Below are 26,353 nucleotides of genomic sequence, written 5' to 3' on the forward strand. Positions count from 1 at the left end.
AGATGGCGATCATCTGGTGAGCAAAACAGCCATGACTCGGGTTGAAGGAGAAAATAGTCGATTACGGCACCATCTGGCGCGGCTGCACCGCAAAACCTTCTGCTATTCCAAGTCCATTGAGATGCTTCAGGCATCGATTCGCTTGTTAATTTACTACTTGAAGCATCGACAAGTGCCTACTTTGAAATGATCATTCACCCATTGTGCAACGCCGCTTTTTTAATCAGCTTTTTTAAACAGTGATCAGCAGTACTGCGTAGATTCCTGCTCCCAGAGCAAACGATCCAAAATGGCTTTCGCGATCTTCGGGTAGTTCCTCCTTAAGGATGTTGAGGATAATGCCTCCTGCTAAAAAGGCAAAGAGGAGGGCGATCACTGCTTCGTGAATGTGAGTGCCACAGCCAATTGCTGCTCCTACAAGGACTGCGGCTGCCAGTATCCAGCGTCCTGTTTTGTCGTAAATGTGTTTATGGTTGTCGCGCAACCCGTAATCGTTGACGATGAAGTGAAACCCTAGGGCGATCGCAAACAAGAGTAGGCTCCAAAGTCCCGGTTCTTCACGATGGAACAACAAGTAGCCGATTAGGGCGTTATAGAGTGCAAAGGAGCCAATGTGTAGCCAGAATATGCCAATTTCGGGAATATCGCCTTTGCCGGAGTCCTGGTTGCGCTGTCGTGATACGGTAACAGCCCGCTCTAGTCCGTAAAAGACCGAGATGCCCAGGAGAGCCATCAGGTAGATGTGATGTTCTAAAAATAATAGAGACTGGTTTACCGAGGTTTCGTCCAAGGTTTGACGGATAGTTTCTTGAGCTTCGCTCAGGTCAGGCAGGATGTGAACAAATACATAAGCTACAGAAATTCCGCTACTGAAGGAAAGCCAGCGGCTACGCGGAATGGTGTTGAAGGATCGGATGTTACGCGCAAATAAGTGCACCAGGGAGAGGGCGATCGCCAAAACCCCGGCCAAAAGAGCCAAACCAGAGCCAAATTGCAGTTCTGAATTCATAAGCGCTCAACTGCTGACCGAATTCCTCCAGCCAAAAAGAAGTTGCTAAAGGCAATCCCTGTTAGCACAACGTTTGACAGCATGAGGATAAGGCTGTCATGCAGGTTTTGAATTTTGTCAAAGCCTTTAGGGCAGACAATTCTGACTGCATAAGTCTCCCGTCGATTATGACGTAGATGATAAGTAAAAATAAGTAGCTTTTTCTCTACCTTTAGTGAGTACAATTGCCGAGGATTATAGTTTGCTCGCTCTGCCTACTCTAAACGTGAGCCGAAAAAAAGAGGGTTGGAAGGCGAACCCCCAACCCTTGATGATCTATGTCCAGTAAAGGATTCGAGCTTTGGGAAAATGTTGAGCAATCTCACGCTCAAAGAACTGCCGTAGCTCTTTCATGATGTCAGTGTCATAAACATACTTGGTCCCACCAAACTTGTTGCGCTTAACGCTACGGGTTGTTTCGTCCATGTCCAGCTTGGTCTGTGGATACCAGGTGGTCAACACTTCTTTGGATTTGGGTGTAAAACGATGAGAAATGAGTTCAAAAGTCAGATCACAGTCAAAATCTAGAGCTTCGCTAATGGAGTCTAGAAGCTGAGTATAATGCTCAACCCAATCCTCCATGACCATGATTGGGGCAATCACCAGACCAATGGGATAACCTCCTCCAGATTGCGATCGCGGCAGCGCCAATTTGCGTAATGCCTGGAGCCGGGCTGCAACGGATGCAGTGCCTCCTTCAAACCGACCGGAGATGGGTGTGGCATTGACACTGGCACGACAGCGAGTGTGCCCGTTGTGTGGTAAATCTAACAGTCCATCTACTGCGTCAAATTTGGACACCCAACGAAGATGCATTCCCTCTTGCCGACCAAAGTGACGAATGCACTCGGCGAGGCTACCTGTCAAATGCTCAATACCCAGCGGGTCGGTGTAACAACTCACTTCAAAGGAAGTTATCTGTCCAGGCTGCTTATAGTGAGTCAGGTTGTCTAAAATCTGCGGTAGGTTGGCAAAGGCGCGAATCACAGGAGGTCCAGACAGACTACCAGCCAGATAACAGTACTGACAGTGAGCCGGACAGCCCTCTGCTAAGTGAAATTGCCAGTCGGCAGAGGGAGGAATCGGGCTAAGTTTGAGGGCACTGGGTGGAGCGGTGACGACGGCAAGAGTACGTTTAGAAATGTCGTAGGTGTCGCGATCGCTCTCTCCTCTCAGCCCTGTCAGACGATTGCGAGGCAACTCATCAACAGGCAAGTTGAGGGACTGTACTCGTGAAAGAATTTGCTGTCCCCAAGGCTCTTCCAAAGCTGCCGGGGTAAACATGACCCGCTCGGGCATCCAGAGCCGGGCAGACCGTACAGGCTGAGTTGGGATAAGAGTGGTTGTGTCAGTATTCTGCAAAATCTAATCCTCTAGTACTTCACGAATGCGTCGCTCTAGACGCTCCAAGTCAAGTCCACCTTCGTCACGAGCAATCCGACGAACCGTAGCATTGACGTTACTCAAGTCATTCACCAAATCTCTCAGAATCTCCTGCTGCTGCCGAGACTGAGTCACTTCACGCGGCTCTTGCACCAGGTCACGCACAATGGAATCTTCTGCACGTGATGCAATCAACGGGTCAGACTGCCCCTGAAGCTGAATAAAGGTTCTACGACCGGGTCCGCGGTCTTCCTCAATTGGTATTACGGCAGTCACTTGATCTGAACGCACATACTTACCAAATCCTAAATGAACCAATACAGATGACTGAATTTTCATGTAATGTTGTGCTTCTTCCTGCTTACCTCTATTCCTATTATCGCTTCTACAACAGAAGCTTGGATTGCTTAAGCAGAGCGGCTTTTACCTTGTTTTGGTAGGGGTTTCCTCTGGCAAATTAGGGAGCTATTTTGACTTGCGTTTGAACTCACGTTTTAACGATTTAGGAGCGGTTTTTGAGCAGTTCATGGATGCTCTGAAGCTCTGCCAAAATTGCTCGCAGCAATTCATGAGTAACCGTCTCAGCAGGTTGTTGAATTTCGATGGTGACTTGCTTAATTCCTAATACATCTTTTGCAAATCGGGCTACCTCATTGGGATGAAACAGCAGCGGGTCATCTTTGTCGAGTCGCAGTTCAGGATTTAGCTTCTGAGGGTCATAGGGCAGGTTAGAGTTCTCTGGATCGGTGTTGGCGTAGCGATATACCGAAGCGCGAGAGCGGTTCAAAGCTTTTTGCACGGCTTCGACTGACATCAATCCCTGAGGGTTGCTTGAAGTTTCAACATCCATGACTTCTTTCCATCTTGAGACTCATTAGTATCAATACTAGTCTTATTTCTAGAATGATTAGTCTTAATTCTTGCAAAAGCTGATTTATATTGAGACTCGCTTGTCTCAATTTGAGTCCAGAGATGATACTACTGAGTCTCTATTGAGATAGAGTTTTTGTCTCGGATATAGACTCAACTGTATCGGAATGAGTCTATATCTGAGTTTGCTTAGTCTAGAATTGAGAAAAGGTTTTAAGGTCTGATTTGTTTTCCCTACTTAGAGGCGTAGCATTCAAGCAAGAATCGCGAGTTCATTTCAAGGACACCTCTGAAATTCATTCTTTTGAAGAAAATGCCCCTTGAAATTTAGGTTTTGTTTTAAGTAAGAATTTGTACAAAGCGATCGCCTGCTTCGATGATCCTCTTTATCACCACACTTCCTTAAGCTTTGTCTTAGAATGAGACTTGCTTGTATTGCTGTTGGTCTAAATTTGATACTGCTTAGTCTCACTGCAATCTTGAGATTTTGAATTTGTCGAGTTGATGAAGCCATATCTACTTCTAGATACAGGTAGCTAGCCCCCAATAGCTTTTACAGAGATGCAATGGAGTGTGACCTCTACAAGTTCTACAAGATGCTTGCTTGACATGTATTACTTTTCAACTAGCTTTGCCGCTCTAGCACAGCCTTTTTAGTCTCACAATAAGACTTAAGCTCGTTTCTATGAGTCCAGTCTTGATACAGCTGAGTCTAAATTAGAGTGTGAATTCTGAGATTGTTGACTAGAGTAATAATTCCGTTTAAGTCATTTCAGAGCTTGTACAAACGCGGTTGATCCTGTTTCGGCTGAAGCCGATTATGTGCCAAGTATCTTTCTGAGCAGAATTTACTTATGTCTCTAAAGGAAGAATGAGACATTCAATAAGGTCACCCTGAAAACAGAGGATCAGCCAGAAGAATTGCAATAGGTTGGTGTTTGTGCGCTGTGTGAAACAGTCTCAACAGAAAATTTATGTATTTTTTCTGGGCTGGAAATTCATGGTGGATGAGACGGAATAGAGGAATTGAAGATGACACAGCAGCTCAATCAGAAAAAAGTTGCCATTCTAGTTACGGATGGTTTTGAGCAGGTGGAAATGACTGAGCCTAAGCAGGCTCTTGAGCAAGCAGGGGCTCAGTCCCATATCATTTCACCCAAAAGTGGCACTGTTCAAGGTTGGAATCACTTTGACAAAGGTGACAATTTTCCGGTTAACCTGATCCTAGATGATGCAAATCCTGGTGATTATGATGCTCTTTTGTTGCCGGGCGGCGTAGCGAACCCCGACCAATTACGCACTAATGAAAAAGCAGTGAAATTCATTAAGTCGTTTTTTGAAGCGGGCAAGCCCGTTGCCGCAATTTGTCATGGGCCATGGACGTTGATTGAGGCAGATGTTGTGAAGGGGCGCACGGTAACTTCCTGGCCCTCTCTTAAAACTGACTTAAGGAATGCAGGTGCAAACTGGGTCGATCAGGAGGTCGTAGTTGATCAGGGATTGGTAACGAGTCGGAATCCTAGCGACATTCCTGCCTTTATAGACAAGATGGTCGAGGAGTTTGCAAAAGGACAACATCAGGAACAGCGGCGTTCTGCTTAAGAATTGGCTGAACTAAAGTCTAAAGATCTAATATTATTCAGGCGAGAAGCATAGTTCTGCTGTGTTTCTCGCCTGAATTTTTGCTGAGTAACAAGCTGTTGTGAATCACGGTCATACGAGTCTTAAAGCTTTTTGCTAAGAGAAGTACTGGCGAGATTTTAAGTAGAAAGGGCTGAGTAGCCAGTTAGCGTCTTACTTCGAGGTTAAAGCGTCTCAAATTAAGTCTTGCCGTAAAATTAGTTGGTCTTAACATAAGACGCTCAACTTGAATGCAGGAGTAAATGGCCGTGCGGATGAAAAACCAGGGTATGAATGTTAAATTACTTTGCGGGTAAGTTGTTCTGGTTCTGCTAGTTTCAATTTGCTAATTAGTTTTAGGTGTTGAAGGAACGGCAATTTCAAAAGACTAAAAATGGATTTTAATTTGCTTATAAGTCAATTTCTGCTTGGGTGTTTCTCGATCGTTTTAGCAGAATTAATTCGAGATTTTTATCATTTGGCAGGGCATTACTGGCAGCCTATTCAAGCTTTTCATACGTTGCACCACAAGGCTTATCGTCGAGATTTAACGATGGTCAGTCTTGAGGCTTATTGCAAGGCGCAGCTTTATAATGATGTGCCAGAAGCGATCGCCATGACCCTTATTACGGGCGCGATCGCAGGTCTTGCTCAAAGTTATGGATTTGCAATTGGCTGCGTTTATTCGTTGGGTTTTTTAGTCTCAGCTTTAGCTCGTTCTCAAGGACTATTGCTGCAAACTGATCTAACCCATAAGCCAGGAGATTTGGTTGAAATTCCGACTCGATGGACGGTGAATCGAGCCTATCACTGGCGACACCATTTTGATCAGGGAAATTCCTATTATTCTGGTCACTTTACTATTTTCGATAAGTTATTAGGAACCAGTTTGTCGCTTAAGGGAAAAGTGGTTGCGGTAACGGGTGCTTCTGGCTCTATGGGACGGGCGCTGATTCAACAGTTGTCTCAGCAAGGGGCAAAGGTGGTTGCGTTGACGACTTCAGATGGGCTGGAGTTTGATACTCCGACTGAGGTGATCCGATGGCATCCGGGACAGGAGAATGAGTTGGGCGATCGCCTCAAAACGGTTGACATTCTGATCATCAACCACGGTATTAATGTGCATGGCGATCGCACTCCTGAAGCGATCCAAAAGTCGTTTGAGATCAATACCTTCTCTGTCTGGGCGTTGGCGGAGCTATTTTTGAGTACTGTACAGAAGTCAGAGCATAAGGCAATCAAGGAGCTTTGGATTAACACGTCTGAAGCAGAGGTTAGTCCGGCACTCAGCCCTCTGTATGAATTGTCAAAGCGCACCCTTGGAGATTTGATTACTTTGCGGCGACTGGATGCCCCTTGCATCATTCGCAAACTGATCCTGGGACCATTCAAGAGCAATTTGAATCCGGTTGGGGTGATGAGTCCAACTTGGGTCGCTTGGGCGATCGTGGCGCTTGCCAAGCGCGACTTGAGAAACATCATCGTCACGGTTAACCCAATCACTTATGTGGCGTTTCCGGTGAAGGAGTTATTGCAGTCTGTTTATTTTCGGTTGTTTTCCAGGCAATAGGGATCAAGCATCCACTTCTTGGATTATCAACCTCAAGGTTTATAAGGACAGAAATTCATCGTATCTTGTGCAAAGGCGATCGCAAAAAGAGCGGTTGAATTTAGTCCAAATTTAGTCCAGCTTATTTTTGAATTTTCTAAAAGCTATTCCAATCAACATTCTTGTTGATCTGAGTAGTTGCGTATCCCGCAACTACTCAGGAGTGGATAGCTGACTAATCTGCTCAAACTCATAATTATGAGCAAGGCGGCTCAGACGTTTTGCCAAGAAGGTGTGGACCGCTGGAATTCGTTGAATGAGCTGGTTGATTTCTTCCTCGTCACAAAGTTGGGATGCACCGCACAGTGCTGCGATCCAGTCAGTTGGCATGACCCTTAAGCTCTCGCGGGTTAGGGACTGGCGATCGCCCTCCTCACCAGTCTCAAGTGCTAAAGGTGGCAGTGCCTCATAAATAAACTGCACTCCCAAATGCTCAGTCATTTTGTCGCAAAGTACATTCTCCCGAAATGGTTTGGTGACAAAATCATCGCAGCCCGATGCGAGTGCCTGAGTGCGATCGCTCCTTGAAGCTTGAGCTGTCAGCGCAATAATTACAGGCTGCTCCTCTGAATCAGCGCGAATTGATTGGGCTGCCTCATAGCCATCCATCACAGGCATTCTGACATCCATCCAGATCAAGTGGGGCTGCCACTGTCGCCAGAGGGCGATCGCTTCTTGCCCATTGGCTGCTTGCTGCACATCAAACCCTAACTGCGTCATCAAACGAGTCAAAAGCAGGCGATTCTCAGACTGATCGTCCACTACTAAGATCCGATAGTTCGGCTGACCTGGAACCAGCCCAATCACCTGTTGAGGGGAGGAAGTACTTGTCACATCAGATGCTTGGGCAATCTGAACCGGAATGTGAACGTAGAAGATACTACCCTGTCCCAAGGTACTGTTAACTGAAATTTCGCCGCTCATCAACCTGATGAACCGACGACTAATCGTTAATCCCAACCCTGTTCCACCGGGAGTTACTTTTCCAGAATGACTTTGCATGAAAGCATCAAAAATGTGCTCGATTTCATTCGCGGCAATCCCCATACCCGTATCTTGCACTTCAAATGAAAGTAAGTGAGTTGTATTTGATTCGTTTTTAGCAGGGTTCGACTGCTTGACGCGCAGCGTTACACTTCCCTGTTCCGTAAACTTAATGGCATTGCTAAGCAGATTGAGTAAAATCTGACGCAGCTTGCCTGCATCAGCAATGAGATATTGCGGCACATCTGAAGCCAGTTCAATTTGAAATTGCAAGCCCTTGGACTCAGCTTTTTGTTGCAGCATTTCCCGCAAAAATTTCAGCAGAGCCCTTAGATCAAAGCTGCTTTCATCTAAGGTTGTGCGTTCTGCTTCCAGTTTAGACAGGTCAAGAATATCGCTAATTAAATTGAACAACTGTTCGCCGCTGCGATGAATGATTTGAATGGTTTCAAGTTGTTTGTCAGAAAGAGAGGCATCACGGCGCATCACTTGAGTGAATCCCAAGATTACGTTGAGCGGCGTTCGCAACTCGTGACTCATATTGGCTAGAAAAATGCTCTTTGACTGACTCGCAGCCTCAGCAGCTTCTTTTGCCTGTTGGGTCGCTAGCTCAGCAGCTTTGCGATCGCTAATATCCATGCTGATGCCCAGTAACCGAACCCGCCTATGAGGATCGGGCAACGGAGTTAAAGTCGTCAGAAAACTGTGGACTTGATCCCCAAACGGCAACGACTCTTCATAGGCGATCGCTTCACCCCGCCACAAACACTGATAATAATTCCTGCGCATTTGGGCAGCCATTTCAGCGTCCCACAACTCGCCCACTCGTTTGCCCACAAAGCTGTCAGCCGATTTGCCAGTCGTTTCAATTGCCCGATTCATGCTGACAACTTGAAATTCTCCATCCTCAAGCTGCTCAACCACCCAAATTGCTTCTGTCGCTGAATCGTAAATACTGCCTAAAAACTGTTCTCGCTCCTGCAAAGCCAGTTCTGCTCGTCTGCGTTCCGTCACATCAATCGCCACGCCACCCACTAACATTTCATTGAGCGATCCTGGAAAAGGAAACTGATAAACCAAGAACTCACCGGTCATTCCATCCAGGCGACAAATAGATTCGACCGTCTCACTCGCCTGCCCCGTCTGGGCGACTCTGTGAATGCTTTCCAAAAATTCCTGCCCAAACCCAACCGTGTCGAGAGTATCAGTTTGATCAACGCTGGAGTGGACAGGCAATCGAAACATTTGAGCATAGCGTTGACTGGTGTAGAGCAATTGTCCTGACTCATCCGTAATCCAGGCTGCTGCTGGACTTTGATCCATAAAAGTCTGAAAGCGCTGCTCACTCTCTCGTAGTGCCCGTTCTGTGCGCTCTCGGTGAAACAATTCTCGTTGCAGTCGGTTATTTGCTACTTGCAGTTCAACAGTGCGTTCTGCGACATGCCGTTCTAGTTGTACCTTGTTTTGCTGCAATTCCTGAGTGCGTTCTGCCACCTGCTGTTCCAGGCTCACGTTCAGATTTTGCAGTGCCTGTTCTGCCCGTTGACGACCATAGTCCAGTCGATTAAAGACATAGCCATTCCAGCCAATTAATGCCGAAAGAACAAACACATTCGTAGTACTAGACAGAGCAGATTCGGCTGTAGAACTGTAGAAACTTAGCCGCAGTCCTACTTCACTCAACCCTTCTGAGAGAATCGGCACTGCGATCGCCAGCGGCAATAGACGGCGAATCATTTGGTTTCCGGCTTGCTTGCCTAGCAGCAGCAGCATAATTCCTCGATCAGGACGGCTGCAGAGAATGCCGCTACTCAGGAGCAGGAAGGCGATCGCCGTATGCGGTGCCATTCCCACATAAGAAGTTGCTGTATAAGAATAGACCCCACCATAAATATGTCCCAACAGCCCAACTAAACCGAGAAACCAGATCGCTAGCGACACCCCCTGTGAAACGAGGTCAATCTGCCAAAGCTGCAACAACAAAGCCAATCCCAGCAGCAAAAGTGCGGTTGCAGAGTTGATTGCCATTCGTCCTGGAGCAACCGTACTTCCAAAGGGTTCCGGTTGCTGCATGAACAACTGATCAATTCCCAAATCTTTGCCAAAGCAATACTCAATCAGAGTGAGAGTAGCCAGCAGGGTGATTAAAAGTGAGAAATTAAGAATTAAAAATTGAATAGCCCGTCTCCACAGTGCCGACCGAACACCATGTTGCTGATACCAAAGAAGATGCAGCGTTGCTCCGCCCAAAATAAATCCTAGAGCAATATTGACCTTCATGCTGGTCGAGTGGGAAAAGCAGGTCTTAAGCAATGGGATATCAAACATCCATCCCAAAATGACCAAAAAACCGATCGCCATCACTATAGATGCGACTTGTCTAGAGAAGGATTTCAGTCTCAATATCCAAGCTGAATTACTTTGATTAGGCGGTTTCAGGATATGCATCAGAGGGATTTAGTAGCAGTATGTGTTGCGTCCCTTTTCCTTAGCGGCATACAGTGCTTTGTCAGCCGTAGCAATCAAAGATTCCAATCCATTGTGATGTGAATGAGGAATGGCACTAGCAATGCCAATGCTCACCGTGACAAACTCACTTACTTGAGAAGACTTGTGCGGAATTTGTAAATCTGCCATAGCATTCTGAATGCACTGAGCAACATAGATAGCGCCTTTGGAATCAGTGTTTGGCAAAATTACAGCAAACTCTTCGCCACCATAACGAGCAGCTAAATCCGCAGGGCGCTTAATACTTTGTCCGAGCGCCTGCGCCACCCGTTTTAAGCAATCATCTCCATTTAAGTGACCGTAGTGGTCGTTGTATCGCTTAAAAAAGTCAACATCACACAAAATTAACGATAGGGGCAACTGTTCTCGCCTGAGTCGCTGCCACTCCTGTTGAAGCACCTGATCAAAACATCGTCGATTAGCAATTTGGGTTAAACCATCACTATTAACGAGCCGCTTTAACTCTAAATTTGTGCGTCTCAGCGCTTCCTCAGCTTGTTTACGTTGCATAAACCCGCCGAGCTGTAGGGCGATCGCACTCACCAAATTGACCAAATTAATCTCAAACTCACTGTGGCTACGCTTAAAAAATAACAGAACCGCTAAAACCTGCTCTTCCAACACAATCGGCACCGCAAACGCAGACGTTAGACCAGCCAACTGAGCAACAGGCGATCGCAAAAACATAGATGTGCTCTGAGAAATATCTGCAATCCACTCCGGTTGGCGAGCAGTCCAAATTGTTTTAAGCAAGCTGACATTCTGATCAAAAGACAGATCTCGGCTCATCTCATGAAATTGCTGAAGCCGAACATCCTCAACATCATAATCAACTCGACTGAGGTGAAACGCTGTATCATCCAGGTCAGAAGTCCAGGCTTCACTGTAGTCCCAGGCGATCGCCCTTCTCACCTCACACAGCACCGCATCCAGCGCTGCCTCAAAATTATTTGCCTCATCCACTGCCTGAATAATCGTGAGCAAAAGCTGAGTTTCTGACTGGGCTTGTTTGCGCTCCTGAATTTCTCGCTGAAGCCGCTGGGTTTGCCATTGAAGCATCAACTGCTGGTGAACCCGCGCCAGCACTTCCTCTGCTTGGAACGGCTTTGTAATATAGTCAGATCCGCCAACTGCAAATGCCCTTACCTTATCGGCAGCACTATCCACTCCACTCAGAAAAACTACCGGAACTTCACGAGTTTCAGCAGAAGCTTTCAATGCCGTACAAACCTCATAGCCATTCATTCCCGGCATCATAATGTCTAACAAAATTAGGTCAGGAGGGTGAATTTGTGCAGATTGCAGGGCGATTGTCCCATTCAACGCCTTCCTGACCTTATATCCCTGCTGATCTAAAATCGAAGACAGAACCCGTAGGTTATCTGGCTGGTCGTCAACAATCAGTAGATTCCCAATAGCATCTCCGACCACTAACTTGCCCCCATCCTTGTAAATTAAGCTCCCAACCTTTTCAGACTTATAGATTTATCTCTGTAGGCAAAAGATTTAAACCGTAATTTCCCCGTTCTAAACCAAGCCACCTTAAGATTTTATTAAAAGTCCCTTCGGCTCTATGGGTTTTTACTAGTAGCTTTTTGACATCATGTAACGATCTAGCAATACTCAGCCTGATTCTTGGAGATTGGATATGACGTAACAGAATGCAATTCAACCTTCAGCTAGATGAGCCAAAAGCCAGAAACCTGTCTAATCATTGACAACATCGCAAAAGAGAAAGTCCAGCAATGAGGCGCTTCAATCTTTTTACCTTGATCTATTTAGCCGCAGCGACAGTATTTGCCATCATTTGGTTTTCGCTCAGCAGCACTGGAGCAGCACTCGCAGCTGGATTTGCCCTGACGCTTATGGTGTGCAGCCTATTTCCCTGGTGGCAACGCACAATTGGTGATATGGGTAAAAAGGGGAACTACATTGTCGATGCGATCGGAATTTTGGTGCCCTTAGCAATTCAGATTTACGGCTTGATCTCAGGAGAACTAGGGCTGAGCTACTTTCTGATTGGTTTTGCGATCGTAATGCTAATTTCCACAATTGAAGATGTAGTAGTGCTAAATCGCTTAGAAAGGGCACAGCGGCAAGTGTAAAGGAAACACAACCAAATAGGGTTATTAGGCAGTTGGCTTATGCTTAGCCAGCTTCAACGCTGATAGCAACAAAACTGTACCCAGGCTTAAGTACAACAGAGAGCTTGATACGTACCTTAAAAGATTGCTGCCAACAAATGCACCCAAAATTGAACCAGATGCCATTGAAACGATAAATTTCTGTTCTGATTTAGCTTCCCTGAGCTTTTTCTGACTTCTATACTTAAACAAACCCATCACAATAGTTGGAATGCTGATCGCAAGACTCAAGCTTCCTGCCAGCTTAATATCAACCGAAAACAACAAAATAATTGTTGGGATAATTAACTCTCCACCTGCCACACCCAACATACTGCTGAACACGCCAATTACGATTCCTGCCAAAAATCCCAAGCTGATTTTTAAAAGGCTCGGCAATTGCAAACTCTCTAGACTGAAGATGAGATGATGCCCTATCAGCACAACGCTAAGAAAAATCAGAAAAACGACGACAACTCGGTTTAATACTCGCTCGTTAATTTGAGTCGCATAATGCACTCCAACATAAGAGCCGATTAGAGAGCCTGCCAAAATATTTACGATCACTGCCCAACTTGCAGCAACATTCTCTAGCCCCACAACGCCACTTCGAAAAATGAATGAAAATGTTACTGTGACGAGGCTGACAATGAGGTTGGTGATAACTGCTTGTAAAGTTCGATAGTGAAAAACGCTGACTAAAACGGGTAAGCGGAACTCTGCACCGCCCAACCCAATCAGTCCACCCAGAACCCCGACTAAAGCACCCCAAGCAAACGCCCAGAAGTTTCGCATTCAAATTTCCACATCTAGCGACAACAAGATTATGAGCGGCGTGCTTTGAGGTTGAGCTAATCAACTTAGCAGCACTTAATTCTAATCCGGGTAGGGTGCGTTGCTTGGTAGCAACGCACCAGGTCATAATGCTCGATCACCAATTAGCTTCATGCGCATCTCGAACAGCTTGAGACAAATTTTCGGGGGTGCCAATGTCCAAGTAGCGACCTTGCTCAAAAACCTCAGCTTCTACTCGAAAACCCTGATCGATCGCTGCTTGAATCACATCGCCAATGGGCAACTCTGGTCGCGGCTCAGTCAAAGATTCTGAGTCTGGGGAATACTGGGAAGCGATCGCCTTCAAGTACTCATGCATGAAGTGGGTGAACTTCGGAGTCCAGGTGGCGATCGCCCACATATAGCGCAAATCAGTTTGAAGCGGCTTCTCAATCACATAACGAACCCGCCCCGACAAATCAAAATCTACCATTCCTGCCTTGCTCGGCTGCTCAGTTGGAAACAATCCCAGCACGACATCAGCACTCCCGTTTGCCTGACGTGCGAGAATTTTGGCAAACGCATCCTGTGGTTGAAACAAAATATCGGGAAATCCCAGCGCAATCACCGCATCCTGCACAAATGGGTAAGCCTGATCCAGTGTATAGGGAACTCCAAACGGCACGTGCACCGTCAGATAGGCAAGATGCATGTCCAGCATCGTACCATCGCCAAAATAGTTTGGAATATCCCACTTTCCCGGACGCAGCACCAAATACGCTGTTGTAACGCCCGCCTGCCGCATCTTTTCCAGCAGATAATGGCAGACTACCTTAGGGCGCAAACTGCCATTCGCACCACGGCGAAACCCAATCGGATAAAGCTCCTTACTCATCGGTAAAGGAGCAATCCTTGTCGCCTGACCCCCTGCGGGCAACAGTCCAATAACTCGTTGCGGATAATGACTTACCAAATCTTTAATTTTCAAAGAAGTAAATGAAGATCTGACCCAACCGGTACTGACGTGTCTGCGTATTGATTAATATATAACCGACCTCAAGCTGCATCCGACCAATCCGCTTGCTACCTATTTTGCGAACGCTTTTACTGAATTCCTATGCTGAAAACGAAACCGACCCGGAAATCTAAGCGGAAATCGAAACAGCAAGACACCCCTGAAGCCCCAGCTTTGTCGCTCAAAGAGCGGATCGCCCAAAAGAAAAAAGCTGCACGAATTCGTCAAGACTTAATTCGCTTCACCACCTTTGCAGCTTTCTTCTCTGCCATCATCGGCTTGATTGTAGGCTTAGCAGGTGGCTGGAAGGCAGGAGTCGGCTCAGCAGTCGGCATTCTCTACACCTCCTTGTCCTTCAAATATCCCCGCCATGCACTATGGGCCTTCCTAATTTACTTGCCCTTTGGCGGCACTATCACCTACTACATCGGCAATAGTCCGCTACTTCAGCTTGCCAAGGACGGCTTCTACATTCCGGCTTTGTTCGGTGTGATTCAGTATTGCCGTCGTGAAAACCTGCCCATCCTGATTCCTAAACGGCTCGTTACCCCCCTGGCAATTCTGTTTGTCCTCTGTTTGTTTACTCTAGTATTCGTCAACGGAATGCAGCAGCTCTCAGCTCATGCCCCTCTAGACGGAACCCTGTATGCAGTGGCAGAAGGAGGGATGTATGAAGATGCTGACGTTTCGGCAGGTGGTAGCCCCATCCTGATGGGGATTCTTGGGTTTAAGGTCTTAATGGGTTACATTCCCCTGATTGTTTGTGCCTACTATCTGATTCGAGACAAGAATGATTTGTTGTTTCTGACTCGAACGACCCTCGTTGTAATCTTGGTCTGCTGCGGTCTTGCCTTCATCCAATACCTATTCCTTAAAACAGGACGGTGCCAGGGTACCCGGTTTGCAGAAGGGTCCAGTTTGTTTAGAGCTTCTCTAGATGCCAAGTGCTTTGTGGGTGGTTCCTTACTTTACAGTCCAGAGCAGGGGCAAATTCGTTTACCGGGAACATTCGTTGCACCCTGGCAGTGGGGTTGGTTTCTCATCTCAGCAGGTTTCTTTGGTTTCGCTTCTGCCTTTAGCGATCCCTTTGCTCGCTGGAGAACAATGGGACTATTGTCCATGGCAGCTGTCTTTGTCATGTCTGTTCTCTCGGGTCAGAGGATTGCGCTGGCACTTGTTCCAGTCTCAATAGGAGTCCTTCTCATCCTGACAGGTCAGGTTGTCAACTTGAAGCGGTTCGTTCCCGCTGCCTTTATCTTGGCAATCATCCTAGGTATTGCTACAGTCAACAACCCAGCGATTCTACAGGAGCGGGTTGAGAGCTTTCAGAGCAGATGGGAAGCTTCTCCTCCTCAAGAATTTATTATGAGTCAGTTTGAGTGGGCACTAGGAGTTCAAGAAGGCATACTAGGCAAAGGGTTAGGCAGAGCAACAAACTCGGCAAGGGTATTTGGCGATACGGCATTCTTTGAAACTTATTACCCCAAGCTAATCTATGAGATTGGACCTCTGGGTGTACTGGCATTTTTGGCAGTAGTCACAGTTTTAACCATTGAAACGTTTAGGGCCTATCGTTCTGTCAAGGAGCGCAACCTGCGAAGTTATGGGGCCTCTTTCTGGGTCTTTGTCCTACTGATCAGCTACAACACCTATTACTATCCGCTAGATGTTGATCCGGTTGCCGTTTACTACTGGTTTTTTGCTGGGGTCGTGTTAAAACTACCTGAGTTAGACCGTCAGGAAAAGCTAGCTGCACAAGGCATAGAAGAGCCGGTGGGTAGGAAGAGGAAGCGCTTGAAACGAGCAGGATTCAGTTAGTTTTGTGTTAAGAAGGGTGTGGGTTAGCCTAGCCTAATCCAGTCAAATGAGTTGCGATCGCTTTTTGTTAATCGTTTTTTGTTGGTGTATACGCTTATCAAGGTTTATTAGGAGCGTCTCCCTTGACTTTGCCTCTGATCTCTGTCGTCATTCCAACCTATGGCCGCGAGGAAGTTCTACGGGACACCTTAACCAATGTCATCCAGCAGGACTACCCAAACTATGAAGTGCTGGTGGTAGACCAAACGCAGAACCATGAGCCTGAAACTGAGGCTTACTTAAACGAACTGGCGGCTACCGAGAAGATTCGCCTGTTTCGGGTAGGCTGGGCCAGTTTGCCGGGTGCTAGAAATTACGCAGTCCGTCGTGCTTTAGGAGAAATTATTCTCTTTATTGATGATGACGTGCAGTTACCGCCCGGATTTATAGCTGCCCACGCTCAAAATTTTTCCCGATCAGAAATTGGTGCAGTCGCGGGGCGAGTATTTGACCGGATGAAGCTGGCAGATGCTGATCCAGGTTTGACGATCGAATATTTGCCTGCTGAAGCGATGGACCCTGGAATTGCCTGGTATCACATTGATTTGGTGCATACGATTAAGCCTCAGCGTGTTTTGACGGCAAGAGGCTGCAATATGTCCTTCCGCCGTGACCTGTTTGAGAAGTATGGGCTATGGTTTGACGAACGGTTCCGGGGTAGCGCAGTGCGGGAGGAGTCAGATTTTTGCCTGCACATTCGCCAAACGGGGCTGCAAATTTGGTATGACCCGGAGGCACACCTGGTGCATCTAGGTGAGGAAACGGGCGGCTGTCATGACATCAGTACGCGATCGCTCAAATACCAAATTACCTTCTACCACAACCACTTCCTTCTGGGGCTAAAAAACCTCACCTTTTCTCAGGCACTGCGACTATTCGCCCGGCTGTTTGACTGCCATGTGCTGGGTCGTCCACCCTGCCATAAAAGCGGTTCTCCCCTTAAGATTTTAAGTCGAGCCGGATTCTACACGGCTGGCTTCTTAAGCGCTCTATGGACAGTGATCCAATCACTTTGGAATGATGGACAGTCCTATAGCCGTCTAGATCAGGAAGATAGTAGTCCCAAAATCAGCCTGAATAGCCAGAAGGCGGAGGTTAAAAGTCAAGAATCCGGAGTCAGTGGGTAAGGGGCGATTGCCTGCATCTGCTTGAAACGCTTGAAACTCTCAGACTTGCAGTCCGCCTTAATCCATACCTTAAAGACTAACCATCAGCCGCAAAGTTAATCAGCCGTGGAGTTGTAAAGTGAGAATTCTGGTAGCGAGTCACACCTACATCGTTGACCTGAACTGCGAAAAACTCAGACTCATGGCTGCGTTGGAGCCAGGTATTGAAGTTACGATTGTAGTGCCTCGACGCTGGCGACCCGGAGGCGTACAAAATAAGCTGATTGAAACGCGATTTCGACAGGAAGGTTCGTTTCAGGTTGTACCTGTCTCTAACTTCAGCGAAAACAACCAGGGGCTTTTACTATTTGGGGCTGACCTAGTTTCGTTGCTGCGAAAATTTCGTCCTGAAATTATTCAAGTTGAGCAAGGTTCTAAAGCACTGGCTTACTTTGAGTTAATTACCCTGAATCGCATCCTACGGCTCAACGCTAAAAACGTGTTTTTTACCTGGTGGAATTTACCCTACGACCTGAAGTTTCCAATCTCCTGGCTAGAGAGCTACAACCTGCGCCACACGCAAGGACTAATTGTAGGAAATCAGGATGGAGCCGAGATTTTGCAGCAGCGAGGCTATCGGGGAGCCACAAAAGTGATGCCTCAGCTTGGGGTAGATGAAAAATTGTTTTGCCCTCGGCTTCAACCTGAACTAGTGGCTAAAGTTGGCGTTAAGCCGCATGAATTTGTGGTGGGTTTTGTCGGTCGGTTTGTCCCAGAAAAGGGACTCCTAACGCTGCTTAAAGCCGTTGAGAAATTGGGCGATCGCCCCTGGAAACTGCTGCTGCTTGGTCGCGGTCCATTAAAACAAACGCTAATGGATGAAGCAACCGCAATGGGAATTGGCGATCGCATCATTTGGGTCGAGAGCGTTCCCCACGATGACGTGCCTCGCTATATCAACTTGATGAACTGCTTGGTCTTACCCTCTGAAACTGATAAGCAGTTTAAAACATTAACTTCTGCTGGCTGGAAAGAACAGTTTGGACACGTCTTAATTGAGGCAATGGCGTGTCAGATTCCGGTTGTCGGGTCAGATTCGGGCGAAATTCCCTACGTGATCAAAGATGCAGGTTTGATTTTCCCAGAAGGGAACGTGGTTGCTTTGTCAGACTGTTTAGCTAAGCTGATTGACCAGCCAGAGCTAGCTCGTGATCTTGCCCAGCGGGGCTACAGCAGAGCCATGACCCACTACACCAACCTGGCTCTAGCAAAGCAACAGCTTGAATTTTATAAGCAAATTCTTGGCAACCGCCACTAAGTCCAGCCACTATGCATCACCCGCTGCGGATTCTCCAAATTGTTCCCTCGATTTCCCTGGTTTATGGCGGGCCGAGTCAGATGGTGCTGGGTCTTTCCAAGGCGTTAGCGGCTGAAGGCGTTGAGGTGACAGTACTAACGACTGACTCAAATGGCGACGTAGGTCAGCCACCCTTAGATGTACCGCTCGATCGCCCCGTTGCTCAAGAAGGTTATCAAGTTCGTTACTTTCGCTGCTCCCCTTTCCGCCGCTACAAGTTTTCGTTGGGGTTGTTGCGCTGGCTAGCTGACCATGCCGATGAATTTGACTTGGCTCACATCCATGCCCTGTTTTCTCCCATCAGTAGTTTTTCGGCTAGCGTCGCTCGTTCTAAAAATCTTCCCTACTTATTGCGTCCGTTAGGAACCCTTGATCCTGCTGACTTACAGAAAAAGAAGGCACTCAAGCAAATTTACGCGGCGCTGTTAGAACGTCCAAATCTGGCTGGAGCCGCCGCTGTCCATTTCACTAGCCCCCAAGAAGCCAAAGTCTCAGAACGCTTTGGAGCCGTCACACAGGATTTGGTAATTCCTTTGGGAGTTAACTGGCAAAAATCAGACCTAACAGATTCTCAAACAGCCCGTAATTCTGTACTGCAAAATTTAAAGATTCCACGGCAACAGGATGTTCCCCTGGTGCTGTTTATGTCGCGGATTGATCCTAAAAAGGGATTGGATTTGCTGTTTCCGGCATTAGAAAGACTGCTAGCAGAGGGATTAAAATTCCATTTCGTGCTGGCTGGTGGCAATCCACAAGACCCAGATTATGAGAATCGCATTCGCACCCAGGTGCAAAGTTCATCTCTAGCGCCACATTCTACAATTGTCGGATTTGTTACGGGTGACTCAAAAACGGCCTTGCTGCAAACGGCTGACCTATTTGTGCTGCCGTCCTACTACGAAAACTTTGGTATCGCTGTCGCAGAAGCAATGGCGGCGGGCGTGCCCGTCGTCATTTCAGATCAGGTACACATCTGGGAAGATGTGAAACAGTCAGAGGCAGGCTGGGTCAGCGCTTGTGAAGTGAATGCCCTGACAGACCAGCTGAGAGCCGCAATTCAATCTGTGCCGGAGCGGCAACGGCGTGGCGCAAACGCTCAGGCTCATGCGCTCAAACACTATAGCTGGAAGGCGATCGCCCAACAAACAATCCAGGCATACCAGCAAATTTTGGCGAAATAATCCTTACCCTTCGTTTTGCCGAACTAAACAAGCCAGCGCCTCTTCCATCTCGACTTGAGGAAACTCTGCATAAAAGCGGCTAACACTGAGGAAGGCTTCGGGAGCGGCTAACACAATCACGCGATCGCCCCAATGCTTTAACAAACTGACCAACTCTAGAGGAGCAACCGGAGCGCAAATCAAGATTTTTGCAGGTCGTTTTGCCCGTAGTGCCCTGGCTGCGACTGCCATTGTCATTCCCGTCGCAATGCCATCATCTACTAGAACGGCGATCGCCCCTTTGGGATCGATCTGTGGACGGCTAGCAGTAAACTGTTCCAATTGCTCCTGTGCTTTAGCCTGTGCCTCTTGCAGCGCCAATCGCCAGGAGCCACCAAGCGGTTGAATAAAAGCACCCTGACGAGAGCGAATGATATGCCCATCTGCCGTGACTGCACCAATTGCTAGCTCTGGGTTTTCGGGACGAGTTACCTTTTTGGCAATCACCACATCAAGTGGACAGTTTAGCGATCGCGCCACAGGAGCCGCTACGGGCAACCCACCCCTCGGCAACGCATAGACAATAGCTCTCATAGGCAGCAGCAAGTCCAACTGTTCAACTTCCTGAAGAACGGCTTGTGCTAACTTTTCTCCAGCTTCCTGGCGATCGCGAAACAAAGGAATAGGCGGCATCGCTCCCTCCAGGTGCGGTGGGATCAAGCCTATCATGCCTGATTTTGTCGTCTAATCAGGAAAATCTTGAATTCCCAAGCTAAATAAGTCCTGGCTAGAAAAAATTGGCTCTAAAATTTAAAAGATTGCCCTAACTGCAAGCAACAACCAAACTGTTTAGAGAAGCCCTGTCTAGAAAGACGACAAGTTTAGGAATTCTTTCCTGCTCTTGCTTGCGGTCAATACGCCGACACTTTTAAGAACTACATGCCTGATCAAATTGACTTGTTTAACCTGTCGGAGGTCAAAGACACCGCGCCCCCTGCCGACTTTAATCCAGACCTGATCCCCACTGATGTAAAGGTGCCAATTCCGCCTGGCACTTACCCGACGCTTGATCCAATCCCCGATCACTGCAATCGCTGCCACCGCTGTGACTTAGGGGCGACGCGTACTCATGCGGTAGTTGGGCGGGGCAATCCAAAAGCAGACATCATGATCGTGGGAGAAGGTCCAGGGCAAAACGAGGATGAAACCGGGATACCCTTTATCGGCAAAGCGGGACAGCTTTTAGAAAAAATTCTAGAGTCCGTTAAGCTCAGCAGTCAGGATGACGTTTACATCTCCAACGTTGTGAAGTGCCGTCCGCCCAACAATCGCACTCCGACGACGGACGAGATGGAAGCCTGTAAACCCTACCTGATGGAGCAGATCCGCTTAGTTGATCCCAAAATTATTCTGTTAACCGGAGCAACGGCAGTAAAAGGCATAACGGGTGACAAACGAGGCATTACTAAAATCCGAGGGGAGTGGTTGGAATGGGATAACCGGCTCTGTATGCCAATTTTTCACCCTGCCTACCTTCTGCGAAATCAGTCACGGGAAAAAGGCGGACCCAAATGGCTGATGTGGCAGGATATTCAGGCAGTACGGGCTAAGCTCGATGAAATTCGGGGATCAGGAGCCTAACTTACAAAGGCTGTATGTCTCCAGCCCGGCAGTCCCTTAACCAAGTCTGAATCGCCCGACCAATTACTCCATTACTGGTGTCTGTTGGAGGGGAAGGGGGTTCGTCGGAAGGACTGCCGATTTGGGAGAGCATTAGCACAAAGCGCCAACCACTCTCTGCCTGGGTGAGAAACAGCCAGTGATAGTGCTGAAACTGCACAACTTCACCAGTTACGTACTGTCTTTCTAGAGTCGTGAAGAAAACTTGGTCAGGATCGTCTTCCGGTGCAATTTGCGTGTACTCACCGGGTCCAAGGCTCAGCGGCTCAAATTCGGGTCGTCCTGCCAGTAAGACGTAGCCGAAAACATCGAGCGATCGCTCCCGATTTCGGGCCCGCTGGCTCACCCGGTTTGCATAACTGGGCAAATCTCGTAGCAGCATTGCAGTTAAGCTTTCTAAATCGTCTGGGCAAGTAACCTCAGGGCGAATGTAGTCAGCGGCATCAGCGTATCTTGGTAGTGCGGTGGGATGGTCTGAATGGGTTGTTGCTGCAAGAGATGGCGCAAATCCGCCTGCTACCAGCCCACCCGCTATCCAACAAAGCCATTTCTGTGTGGCTTGCCACTGCATTAAAGTTGACTCCTACGATTACAGGACGGTGGCTAATTCATCACAAATTCGCTCAAAGGCAATAACAGGATCTTCTGCCGCCGTGATCGGACGACCAATCACCAAATAATTGGCTCCTGCTTTCAATGCAGCCGCAGGGGTAAGCGATCGCCTCTGATCCCCTGCCTCTGCCCAGGTCGGACGCACTCCCGGACAGACGAGCAAAAAGCGATCGCCACAGGTTTGGCGCAACTGTTCCACTTCCTGGGGTGAACAAACTGCCCCAGCTAGACCGCTCTCCTGAGCTAATAAAGCCATTTGCAGCGCATAGTCTGTTAGCTCCAGCGGAATTTTTAGCTCAAACGCCAGCGATCGCAAATTCAAACTAGTCAATACCGTAATCGCAATTAGCTTGGGTGGGGTATGGCTGGCGGCGATTGCACCCTCCTGTGCTGCAGCCTGTGCAGTCTTGAGCGCCTCACTGCCTGCCGTTGCATGAATCGTCACCAGGTCTACACCATAACTCGCTGCTGCCCGACACGCTCCCGCAACCGTATTGGGAATGTCGTGAAACTTCAAATCTAGAAAGATTTGCTTCTGGTGTTCTTTCAACACCGTCAAAATTCCAGAGCCGCTGCTGACAAACAGTTCCAGCCCCACTTTCCAAAAGCTGACCTGCGGCAGGCGATCGATCAGAGCGATCGCCTCCCTTTCACTAGAAACGTCTAACGGAACAATGATGCGATCGGCTGGAGACATACTAAACCACTAAGCGAACAAACTTATTTTTGCCGACTTGTAGCACCTTGCCGTTGAGGTCAGCCGCCGTTTCAAAGATGAGATTGACATCTTGAATGCGATTGCCATCCAGCCGCACTCCTCCATTTTGAATCTGTCGTCGCGCCTCAGAACTGCTGCTACACAAGCCACTCACGCTAACAATATAGAAAAACTTGGCGGGAAACTGCACCGATTCCAGAGAAAATTCTGGCACCGCCTCAGCGCTAGCCGTACCACCTTGCACCAGGGATTGGGCTGCTTGTTGGGCTGCTAGGGCTGCGTCTTTACCGTGATATTGAGTCACGATGTCTAGAGCCAGCAGTTTTTGGCGATCGCGTGGAGCTTCCGGCAATTGGTCAAGTGGCAGATTGGTCAATAGCTCAAAATATTGCTCAATTACGCTGTCTGGGGTCTTTTCCAGCTTGGAATACATACTTAACGCATCTTCCGATAGCCCAACGTAGTTGCCCAAAGACTTCGACATTTTCTGCACACCGTCCGTTCCAGGCAAAATCGGCATGAGCAACCCAAATTGGGGCGATCGCCCAAAATGCCGCTGCAAATCTCGTCCCACTGCAATGTTAAATTTCTGATCCGTTCCACCTAGTTCCACATCTGCATTCAATGCCACGGAATCATAGCCCTGCATCAACGGATAGAGAAATTCATGCAGATAAATTGGGTTATTTTGCTTGTATCGCTCCGCAAACCCTTCTTTAGCCAGCATTTGCCCGACAGTCATCGTCGCCAACAGTTCCAAGATCTTGGACAGATCAAGCTGTGACAGCCACTCCGAGTTATAGCGGATTTCCAACCGTCCCGAAGTCTCAAAGTCTAAAATGGGTCGAAGCTGTTCGATATAAGTTTGGGCATTTTGCTTGACTTCCTCAACGGTAAGCTGCCGACGAACTTCTGACTTTCCAGTTGGGTCGCCAATCCGGGCAGTAAAATCACCGATCAGCAAAATCGCCGTGTGTCCCGCATCCTGAAATGCTCTCAGCTTACGGAATGCAATGCTGTGACCCAGGTGAATGTCTGCCCCCGTCGCGTCAATTCCAAGTTTGACTCGTAGGGGTTTATCCGCTTGAGCGATGCGCTGCACCAAATTTTCGTCAGGCTGGTCAGAATCAGGCTGATTGGGGAAAATTTCACTCAAACCGCGATTCAGCCATGAAAGGGAGGTTGCATTTGCCGATTCAGAAGCCATACTTGGCACAGATAAATCCATTTAGCACTGCTTTATATTCAAGCATTTGACGAGCAAACTACTATAATTGCAAAACTTATAGGACATAGAAAAGCCCTAGTCTAATTCTTACTTTCCGGGTGGAGGCAATCGTTATCATTCCCTCCACGAACAAGAGAAACAATACGTTACGCTAACGCTAACGCAGCCTAAACTAGAAAGCCATTCAGGCAACTTCTGCAAATCTCCGGACTCTCAATTCAAGGCTCAAGACGCAAACCAGGTACTTAATAAATTTTTTGTCAACTCTCTGCAGAAGCAAGCCAACTCTCCTCTGTAAGCGTAATATCCAAAAATAACCGCTTATTTTGTTTCCTTTTATCCTTGACTTCTGCCTCTAATCTACGTTTCCATTACCCTCTCTGATTTTCGACTAAGGAATTAAACTGCTGTGTCGTCTAACCCTACTGTCAAAAATAAGCAAAAACAATCAGAAGACCTCGCTCCAGTCTTTCAATTTGTCCAGACAGTGGGCAAGGTGACAGCCGGCACGTTGCTGGGCATCACGATGCTGACCAGTTCTGTGATTGCAGGTGGGCTTGTCGGTTTGGCAATCAGCTTTCGTAATCTGCCGGACGTGCGGATGTTGCGAAACTATATTCCTTCAGAAACGAGCTACGTCTACGATATCAACGGCACTCTGCTAGACAGCATCCATGATGAAGTCAATCGGGATGTCGTTGACCTCAACAGCATTTCTCCAGACCTGAAACGGGCCGTGATTGCGATCGAAGACAGCCAGTTCTTTTTCCATCACGGCATTAACCCTGGCAGTATCGCCCGGGCTTTTCTGGCTAATTTGGAGGAAGGACGAACGGTTGAAGGCGGCTCCACCTTGACTATGCAGTTGGTGAAAAACCTGTTCCTTACACCGGAGCGATCGCTTAGCCGCAAAGTCGCAGAAGCCGTATTAGCCCTCCGCCTAGAGCAGGTTTTCACCAAAGACCAGATTTTGGAAATGTACCTGAATCAGGTCTACTGGGGACACAACACCTATGGTGTAGAAACTGCAGCCCAAAGTTACTTCAACAAATCAGCCTCCGAATTAACTCTGGCAGAGTCCGCCATGATGGCAGGCTTGATTCAAGCACCAGAGAGCTACAGCCCCTTCCTCGATTATCAGCTTGCCAGGCAGCGGCAGTCTGTCATTTTGAGCAGAATGCGCCGGTTAAACTGGATCACCGCTGAAGAAGAAGCCACTGCCAGACAGCAGCCCTTACGTTTGGGGCAAGTGACCTCTTTTCGGGCAAGTCAAGCTCCCTACGTAACTGAAGCCGTACTGCAAGAGCTAAACGAGCGCTTTGGTCAAGATTCTGTCATTAAAGGCGGAATGCGGGTCCAGACTACAATCGATCTGAAGCTCCAGCGAATCGCCGAGGAAACGGTCACACGCGGCTATCAAACTATCCGACGGCGAGGCTTGAATGCAGACCAGATGGCGCTAGTCGCCGTTGATCCTCGGACGCATTTCGTGAAAGCAATGGTTGGCGGAGTAGACTACAACAACAGCCAGTACAACCGAGCAATTCAGGCAATTCGTCAGCCTGGTTCAGCCTTTAAGCCATTTGTTTACTACGTTGCGTTTGCCTCTGGCAAATATCGCCCCGACTCAATCATTAATGACACTCCCGTCAGTTATCCCGACGGTTACGAAACCTACAGTCCGCAAAATTACGGTGGTGGCTTTAGCGGCCCAATTACCTTAAGATCTGCCCTGGAGCAATCCCGAAACGTTCCTGCTGTACGTTTAGGACAATCAGTCGGACTCAATCGCGTTATTGAAGTGGTGCGAACCTTAGGCATTACTAGCCCAATTGAACCAGTCACATCACTACCACTCGGCTCTGTTGACCTGACTCCCCTGGAAATGGCGGCTGCTTATGCGACCTTTGCAAGTGGTGGTTGGCAATCCCAAACGACTTTTATCGTTCAGGTGACTGATAGCACAGGTAAAACACTGCTAGACAATACCCCCCAGCCTCAATTAGTCCTAGATCCTTGGGCAGTTGCCTCTCTCAACGATGTATTGCAAGGAGTGGTGACTCGCGGTACAGCCACATCCGCGCGTTTAGATCGCCCAGCCGCAGGAAAAACTGGAACTACTTCATCTGAGCGAGATATCTGGTTCGTCGGCTATGTGCCACAGCTTTCGGTTGCCGTTTGGATTGGCAACGACGACTATCGCCCCATCGGTATTGGAGCGACTGGCGGCGGTTATGTCGCTCCAATTTGGCGTGACTTTATGCAACAGGCATTACAGGGCGTACCTGTAGAAAACTTCCCGCCTGCCTCAAACTTTCCGCGCCCCGACTAGACCTGTTTCTCTAATTCAGACTTCATGCGTTCGAGGGTGTAATGCATCTGGTCAAACATCTGCTGAGGCGTTACACCAAATTGACCTAGCTGGGTTTTTAGCTGCTCAACAGTCATTTGCGCCATGAAGTCTTCGGATAGCTCAAACCGCTTCATGAAGATGCGGTAGCGTTCCATCATTTCTTCCATTTTTTCGATGAAAAGCTTCTTGCCCTCACGGTCAAACTTGCCGTAGTCACCGCCTAGCTGCATGAGGTTCTGGTAGTCCTCAAACAACTGTCTAGCCTCTTGCTGAACAATTTCAGAGTCAAAGAATCCCATTTCTATTCACATCCACTGATGCTCTTGCCTATGCTCTCTAGGTGATAGA

The 26,353-nt window shown here is 48.0% G+C and carries 23 protein-coding genes; 10 read left to right on the top strand and 13 right to left on the bottom strand.

Translation table 11 applies throughout. From position 1 onward, the window contains the following. Positions 1-190, top strand: a 190-nt coding sequence (locus H6F93_RS21995; RefSeq protein ID WP_190678820.1) for an IS1 family transposase, incomplete at its 5' end; no start/stop codon positions are given. A 42-nt stretch (positions 191-232) separates the two neighbouring features. On the opposite strand, the gene H6F93_RS22000 is transcribed toward H6F93_RS21995, so the two are convergent. From H6F93_RS22000 to H6F93_RS22015, 4 genes are all read right to left on the bottom strand, one after another. Then, on the bottom strand, positions 233-1,009 hold the full coding sequence (locus H6F93_RS22000) for a hypothetical protein (protein WP_190685366.1): 777 nt from the start codon (positions 1,007-1,009) through the stop codon (positions 233-235). 315 nt (positions 1,010-1,324) lie between these two features. Beyond that, positions 1,325-2,410 carry a spore photoproduct lyase family protein gene (locus H6F93_RS22005; protein ID WP_242043559.1) on the bottom strand — a complete coding sequence of 362 codons (1,086 nt, stop codon included), beginning with the start codon at positions 2,408-2,410 and terminating at the stop codon, positions 1,325-1,327. Positions 2,411-2,413: 3 nt separating this feature from the next. Continuing rightward, positions 2,414-2,770 (bottom strand): hypothetical protein, encoded by a 357-nt coding sequence (locus tag H6F93_RS22010; RefSeq protein WP_190644919.1) that lies wholly within the window; start codon positions 2,768-2,770, stop codon positions 2,414-2,416. 163 nt (positions 2,771-2,933) lie between these two features. Further along, positions 2,934-3,281, bottom strand: coding sequence for a DUF8631 domain-containing protein (locus H6F93_RS22015; RefSeq protein WP_190685369.1), 348 nt, complete (start codon positions 3,279-3,281; stop codon positions 2,934-2,936). A gap of 1,052 nt (positions 3,282-4,333) precedes the next feature. Between H6F93_RS22015 and H6F93_RS22020 the strand changes: the two genes are divergently transcribed. Both H6F93_RS22020 and H6F93_RS22025 read left to right on the top strand, forming a co-directional pair. Beyond that, the gene (locus H6F93_RS22020; RefSeq protein WP_190685371.1) at positions 4,334-4,903 is read left to right on the top strand and encodes a type 1 glutamine amidotransferase domain-containing protein; all 570 of its coding nucleotides are present in this window, start codon (positions 4,334-4,336) and stop codon (positions 4,901-4,903) included. Positions 4,904-5,315: 412 nt separating this feature from the next. Next, positions 5,316-6,491 carry a bifunctional sterol desaturase/short chain dehydrogenase gene (locus tag H6F93_RS22025; protein ID WP_190685374.1) on the top strand — a complete coding sequence of 392 codons (1,176 nt, stop codon included), beginning with the start codon at positions 5,316-5,318 and terminating at the stop codon, positions 6,489-6,491. A 192-nt stretch (positions 6,492-6,683) separates the two neighbouring features. Here the strand turns inward: H6F93_RS22025 and H6F93_RS22030 are convergent, their stop codons facing one another. Continuing rightward, positions 6,684-9,875, bottom strand: coding sequence for a PAS domain-containing sensor histidine kinase (locus H6F93_RS22030; RefSeq protein ID WP_190685375.1), 3,192 nt, complete (start codon positions 9,873-9,875; stop codon positions 6,684-6,686). 96 nt (positions 9,876-9,971) lie between these two features. Next, positions 9,972-11,453 carry a diguanylate cyclase domain-containing protein gene (locus H6F93_RS22035; RefSeq protein WP_199313889.1) on the bottom strand — a complete coding sequence of 494 codons (1,482 nt, stop codon included), beginning with the start codon at positions 11,451-11,453 and terminating at the stop codon, positions 9,972-9,974. 314 nt (positions 11,454-11,767) lie between these two features. Here H6F93_RS22035 and H6F93_RS22040 point away from each other — a divergent pair, with 314 nt between their 5' ends. Then, positions 11,768-12,127 carry a hypothetical protein gene (locus H6F93_RS22040; protein ID WP_190644924.1) on the top strand — a complete coding sequence of 120 codons (360 nt, stop codon included), beginning with the start codon at positions 11,768-11,770 and terminating at the stop codon, positions 12,125-12,127. A 24-nt stretch (positions 12,128-12,151) separates the two neighbouring features. Here H6F93_RS22040 and H6F93_RS22045 read toward each other — a convergent pair whose 3' ends face one another. Both H6F93_RS22045 and H6F93_RS22050 read right to left on the bottom strand, forming a co-directional pair. Then, positions 12,152-12,940 (bottom strand): sulfite exporter TauE/SafE family protein, encoded by a 789-nt coding sequence (locus H6F93_RS22045; RefSeq protein WP_190685379.1) that lies wholly within the window; start codon positions 12,938-12,940, stop codon positions 12,152-12,154. A gap of 136 nt (positions 12,941-13,076) precedes the next feature. Next, complete coding sequence (locus H6F93_RS22050; RefSeq protein WP_242043560.1) at positions 13,077-13,907, bottom strand: sugar phosphate nucleotidyltransferase; 831 nt, start codon at positions 13,905-13,907, stop codon at positions 13,077-13,079. A gap of 129 nt (positions 13,908-14,036) precedes the next feature. Here H6F93_RS22050 and hpsL point away from each other — a divergent pair, with 129 nt between their 5' ends. From hpsL to hpsP, 4 genes are all read left to right on the top strand, one after another. After that, the gene (hpsL, locus tag H6F93_RS22055; RefSeq protein WP_190644925.1) at positions 14,037-15,752 is read left to right on the top strand and encodes a hormogonium polysaccharide biosynthesis protein HpsL; all 1,716 of its coding nucleotides are present in this window, start codon (positions 14,037-14,039) and stop codon (positions 15,750-15,752) included. Positions 15,753-15,874: 122 nt separating this feature from the next. Then, positions 15,875-16,918: a hormogonium polysaccharide biosynthesis glycosyltransferase HpsN gene (hpsN, locus tag H6F93_RS22060; RefSeq protein WP_190685387.1), complete on the top strand. Its 1,044-nt coding sequence runs from the start codon at positions 15,875-15,877 to the stop codon at positions 16,916-16,918. A 118-nt stretch (positions 16,919-17,036) separates the two neighbouring features. Continuing rightward, on the top strand, positions 17,037-18,215 hold the full coding sequence (hpsO, locus tag H6F93_RS22065) for a hormogonium polysaccharide biosynthesis glycosyltransferase HpsO (RefSeq protein ID WP_190685390.1): 1,179 nt from the start codon (positions 17,037-17,039) through the stop codon (positions 18,213-18,215). Positions 18,216-18,226: 11 nt separating this feature from the next. Next, the gene (gene hpsP, locus H6F93_RS22070) at positions 18,227-19,435 is read left to right on the top strand and encodes a hormogonium polysaccharide biosynthesis glycosyltransferase HpsP (RefSeq protein WP_199313890.1); all 1,209 of its coding nucleotides are present in this window, start codon (positions 18,227-18,229) and stop codon (positions 19,433-19,435) included. Between the two features lie 3 nt (positions 19,436-19,438). On the opposite strand, the gene H6F93_RS22075 is transcribed toward hpsP, so the two are convergent. After that, positions 19,439-20,107, bottom strand: a complete 669-nt coding sequence (locus H6F93_RS22075; RefSeq protein ID WP_190685393.1) for a phosphoribosyltransferase — start codon at positions 20,105-20,107, stop codon at positions 19,439-19,441. A 246-nt stretch (positions 20,108-20,353) separates the two neighbouring features. Between H6F93_RS22075 and H6F93_RS22080 the strand changes: the two genes are divergently transcribed. Then, complete coding sequence (locus H6F93_RS22080) at positions 20,354-21,055, top strand: uracil-DNA glycosylase (RefSeq protein ID WP_190685395.1); 702 nt, start codon at positions 20,354-20,356, stop codon at positions 21,053-21,055. A 1-nt stretch (position 21,056) separates the two neighbouring features. On the opposite strand, the gene H6F93_RS22085 is transcribed toward H6F93_RS22080, so the two are convergent. Genes H6F93_RS22085 through tyrS form a run of 3 tightly spaced genes read right to left on the bottom strand, consistent with a single transcriptional unit; the run spans position 21,057 to position 23,652 of the window. Continuing rightward, positions 21,057-21,665, bottom strand: coding sequence for a hypothetical protein (locus H6F93_RS22085; RefSeq protein ID WP_199313891.1), 609 nt, complete (start codon positions 21,663-21,665; stop codon positions 21,057-21,059). Between the two features lie 18 nt (positions 21,666-21,683). Next, on the bottom strand, positions 21,684-22,403 hold the full coding sequence (pyrF, locus tag H6F93_RS22090; protein ID WP_190685397.1) for an orotidine-5'-phosphate decarboxylase: 720 nt from the start codon (positions 22,401-22,403) through the stop codon (positions 21,684-21,686). Between the two features lies 1 nt (position 22,404). Beyond that, the gene (gene tyrS / locus H6F93_RS22095; protein WP_190685399.1) at positions 22,405-23,652 is read right to left on the bottom strand and encodes a tyrosine--tRNA ligase; all 1,248 of its coding nucleotides are present in this window, start codon (positions 23,650-23,652) and stop codon (positions 22,405-22,407) included. 409 nt (positions 23,653-24,061) lie between these two features. On the opposite strand from tyrS, the gene H6F93_RS22100 reads away from it, so the two are divergent. Further along, the gene (locus tag H6F93_RS22100; RefSeq protein WP_347277346.1) at positions 24,062-25,984 is read left to right on the top strand and encodes a transglycosylase domain-containing protein; all 1,923 of its coding nucleotides are present in this window, start codon (positions 24,062-24,064) and stop codon (positions 25,982-25,984) included. On the opposite strand, the gene H6F93_RS22105 is transcribed toward H6F93_RS22100, so the two are convergent. Further along, a complete protein-coding gene (locus H6F93_RS22105) occupies positions 25,981-26,304 on the bottom strand; it encodes a DUF1825 family protein (RefSeq protein WP_190644932.1) in 324 nt (107 codons plus the stop codon). The two genes, H6F93_RS22100 and H6F93_RS22105, sit on opposite strands and share 4 nt — an antisense overlap. Between the last annotated feature and the right edge of the window lie 49 nt (positions 26,305-26,353).

The organism is Leptolyngbya sp. FACHB-671, assembly GCF_014695745.1.
GTDB lineage: Bacteria > Cyanobacteriota > Cyanobacteriia > Elainellales > Elainellaceae > JAAUTN01.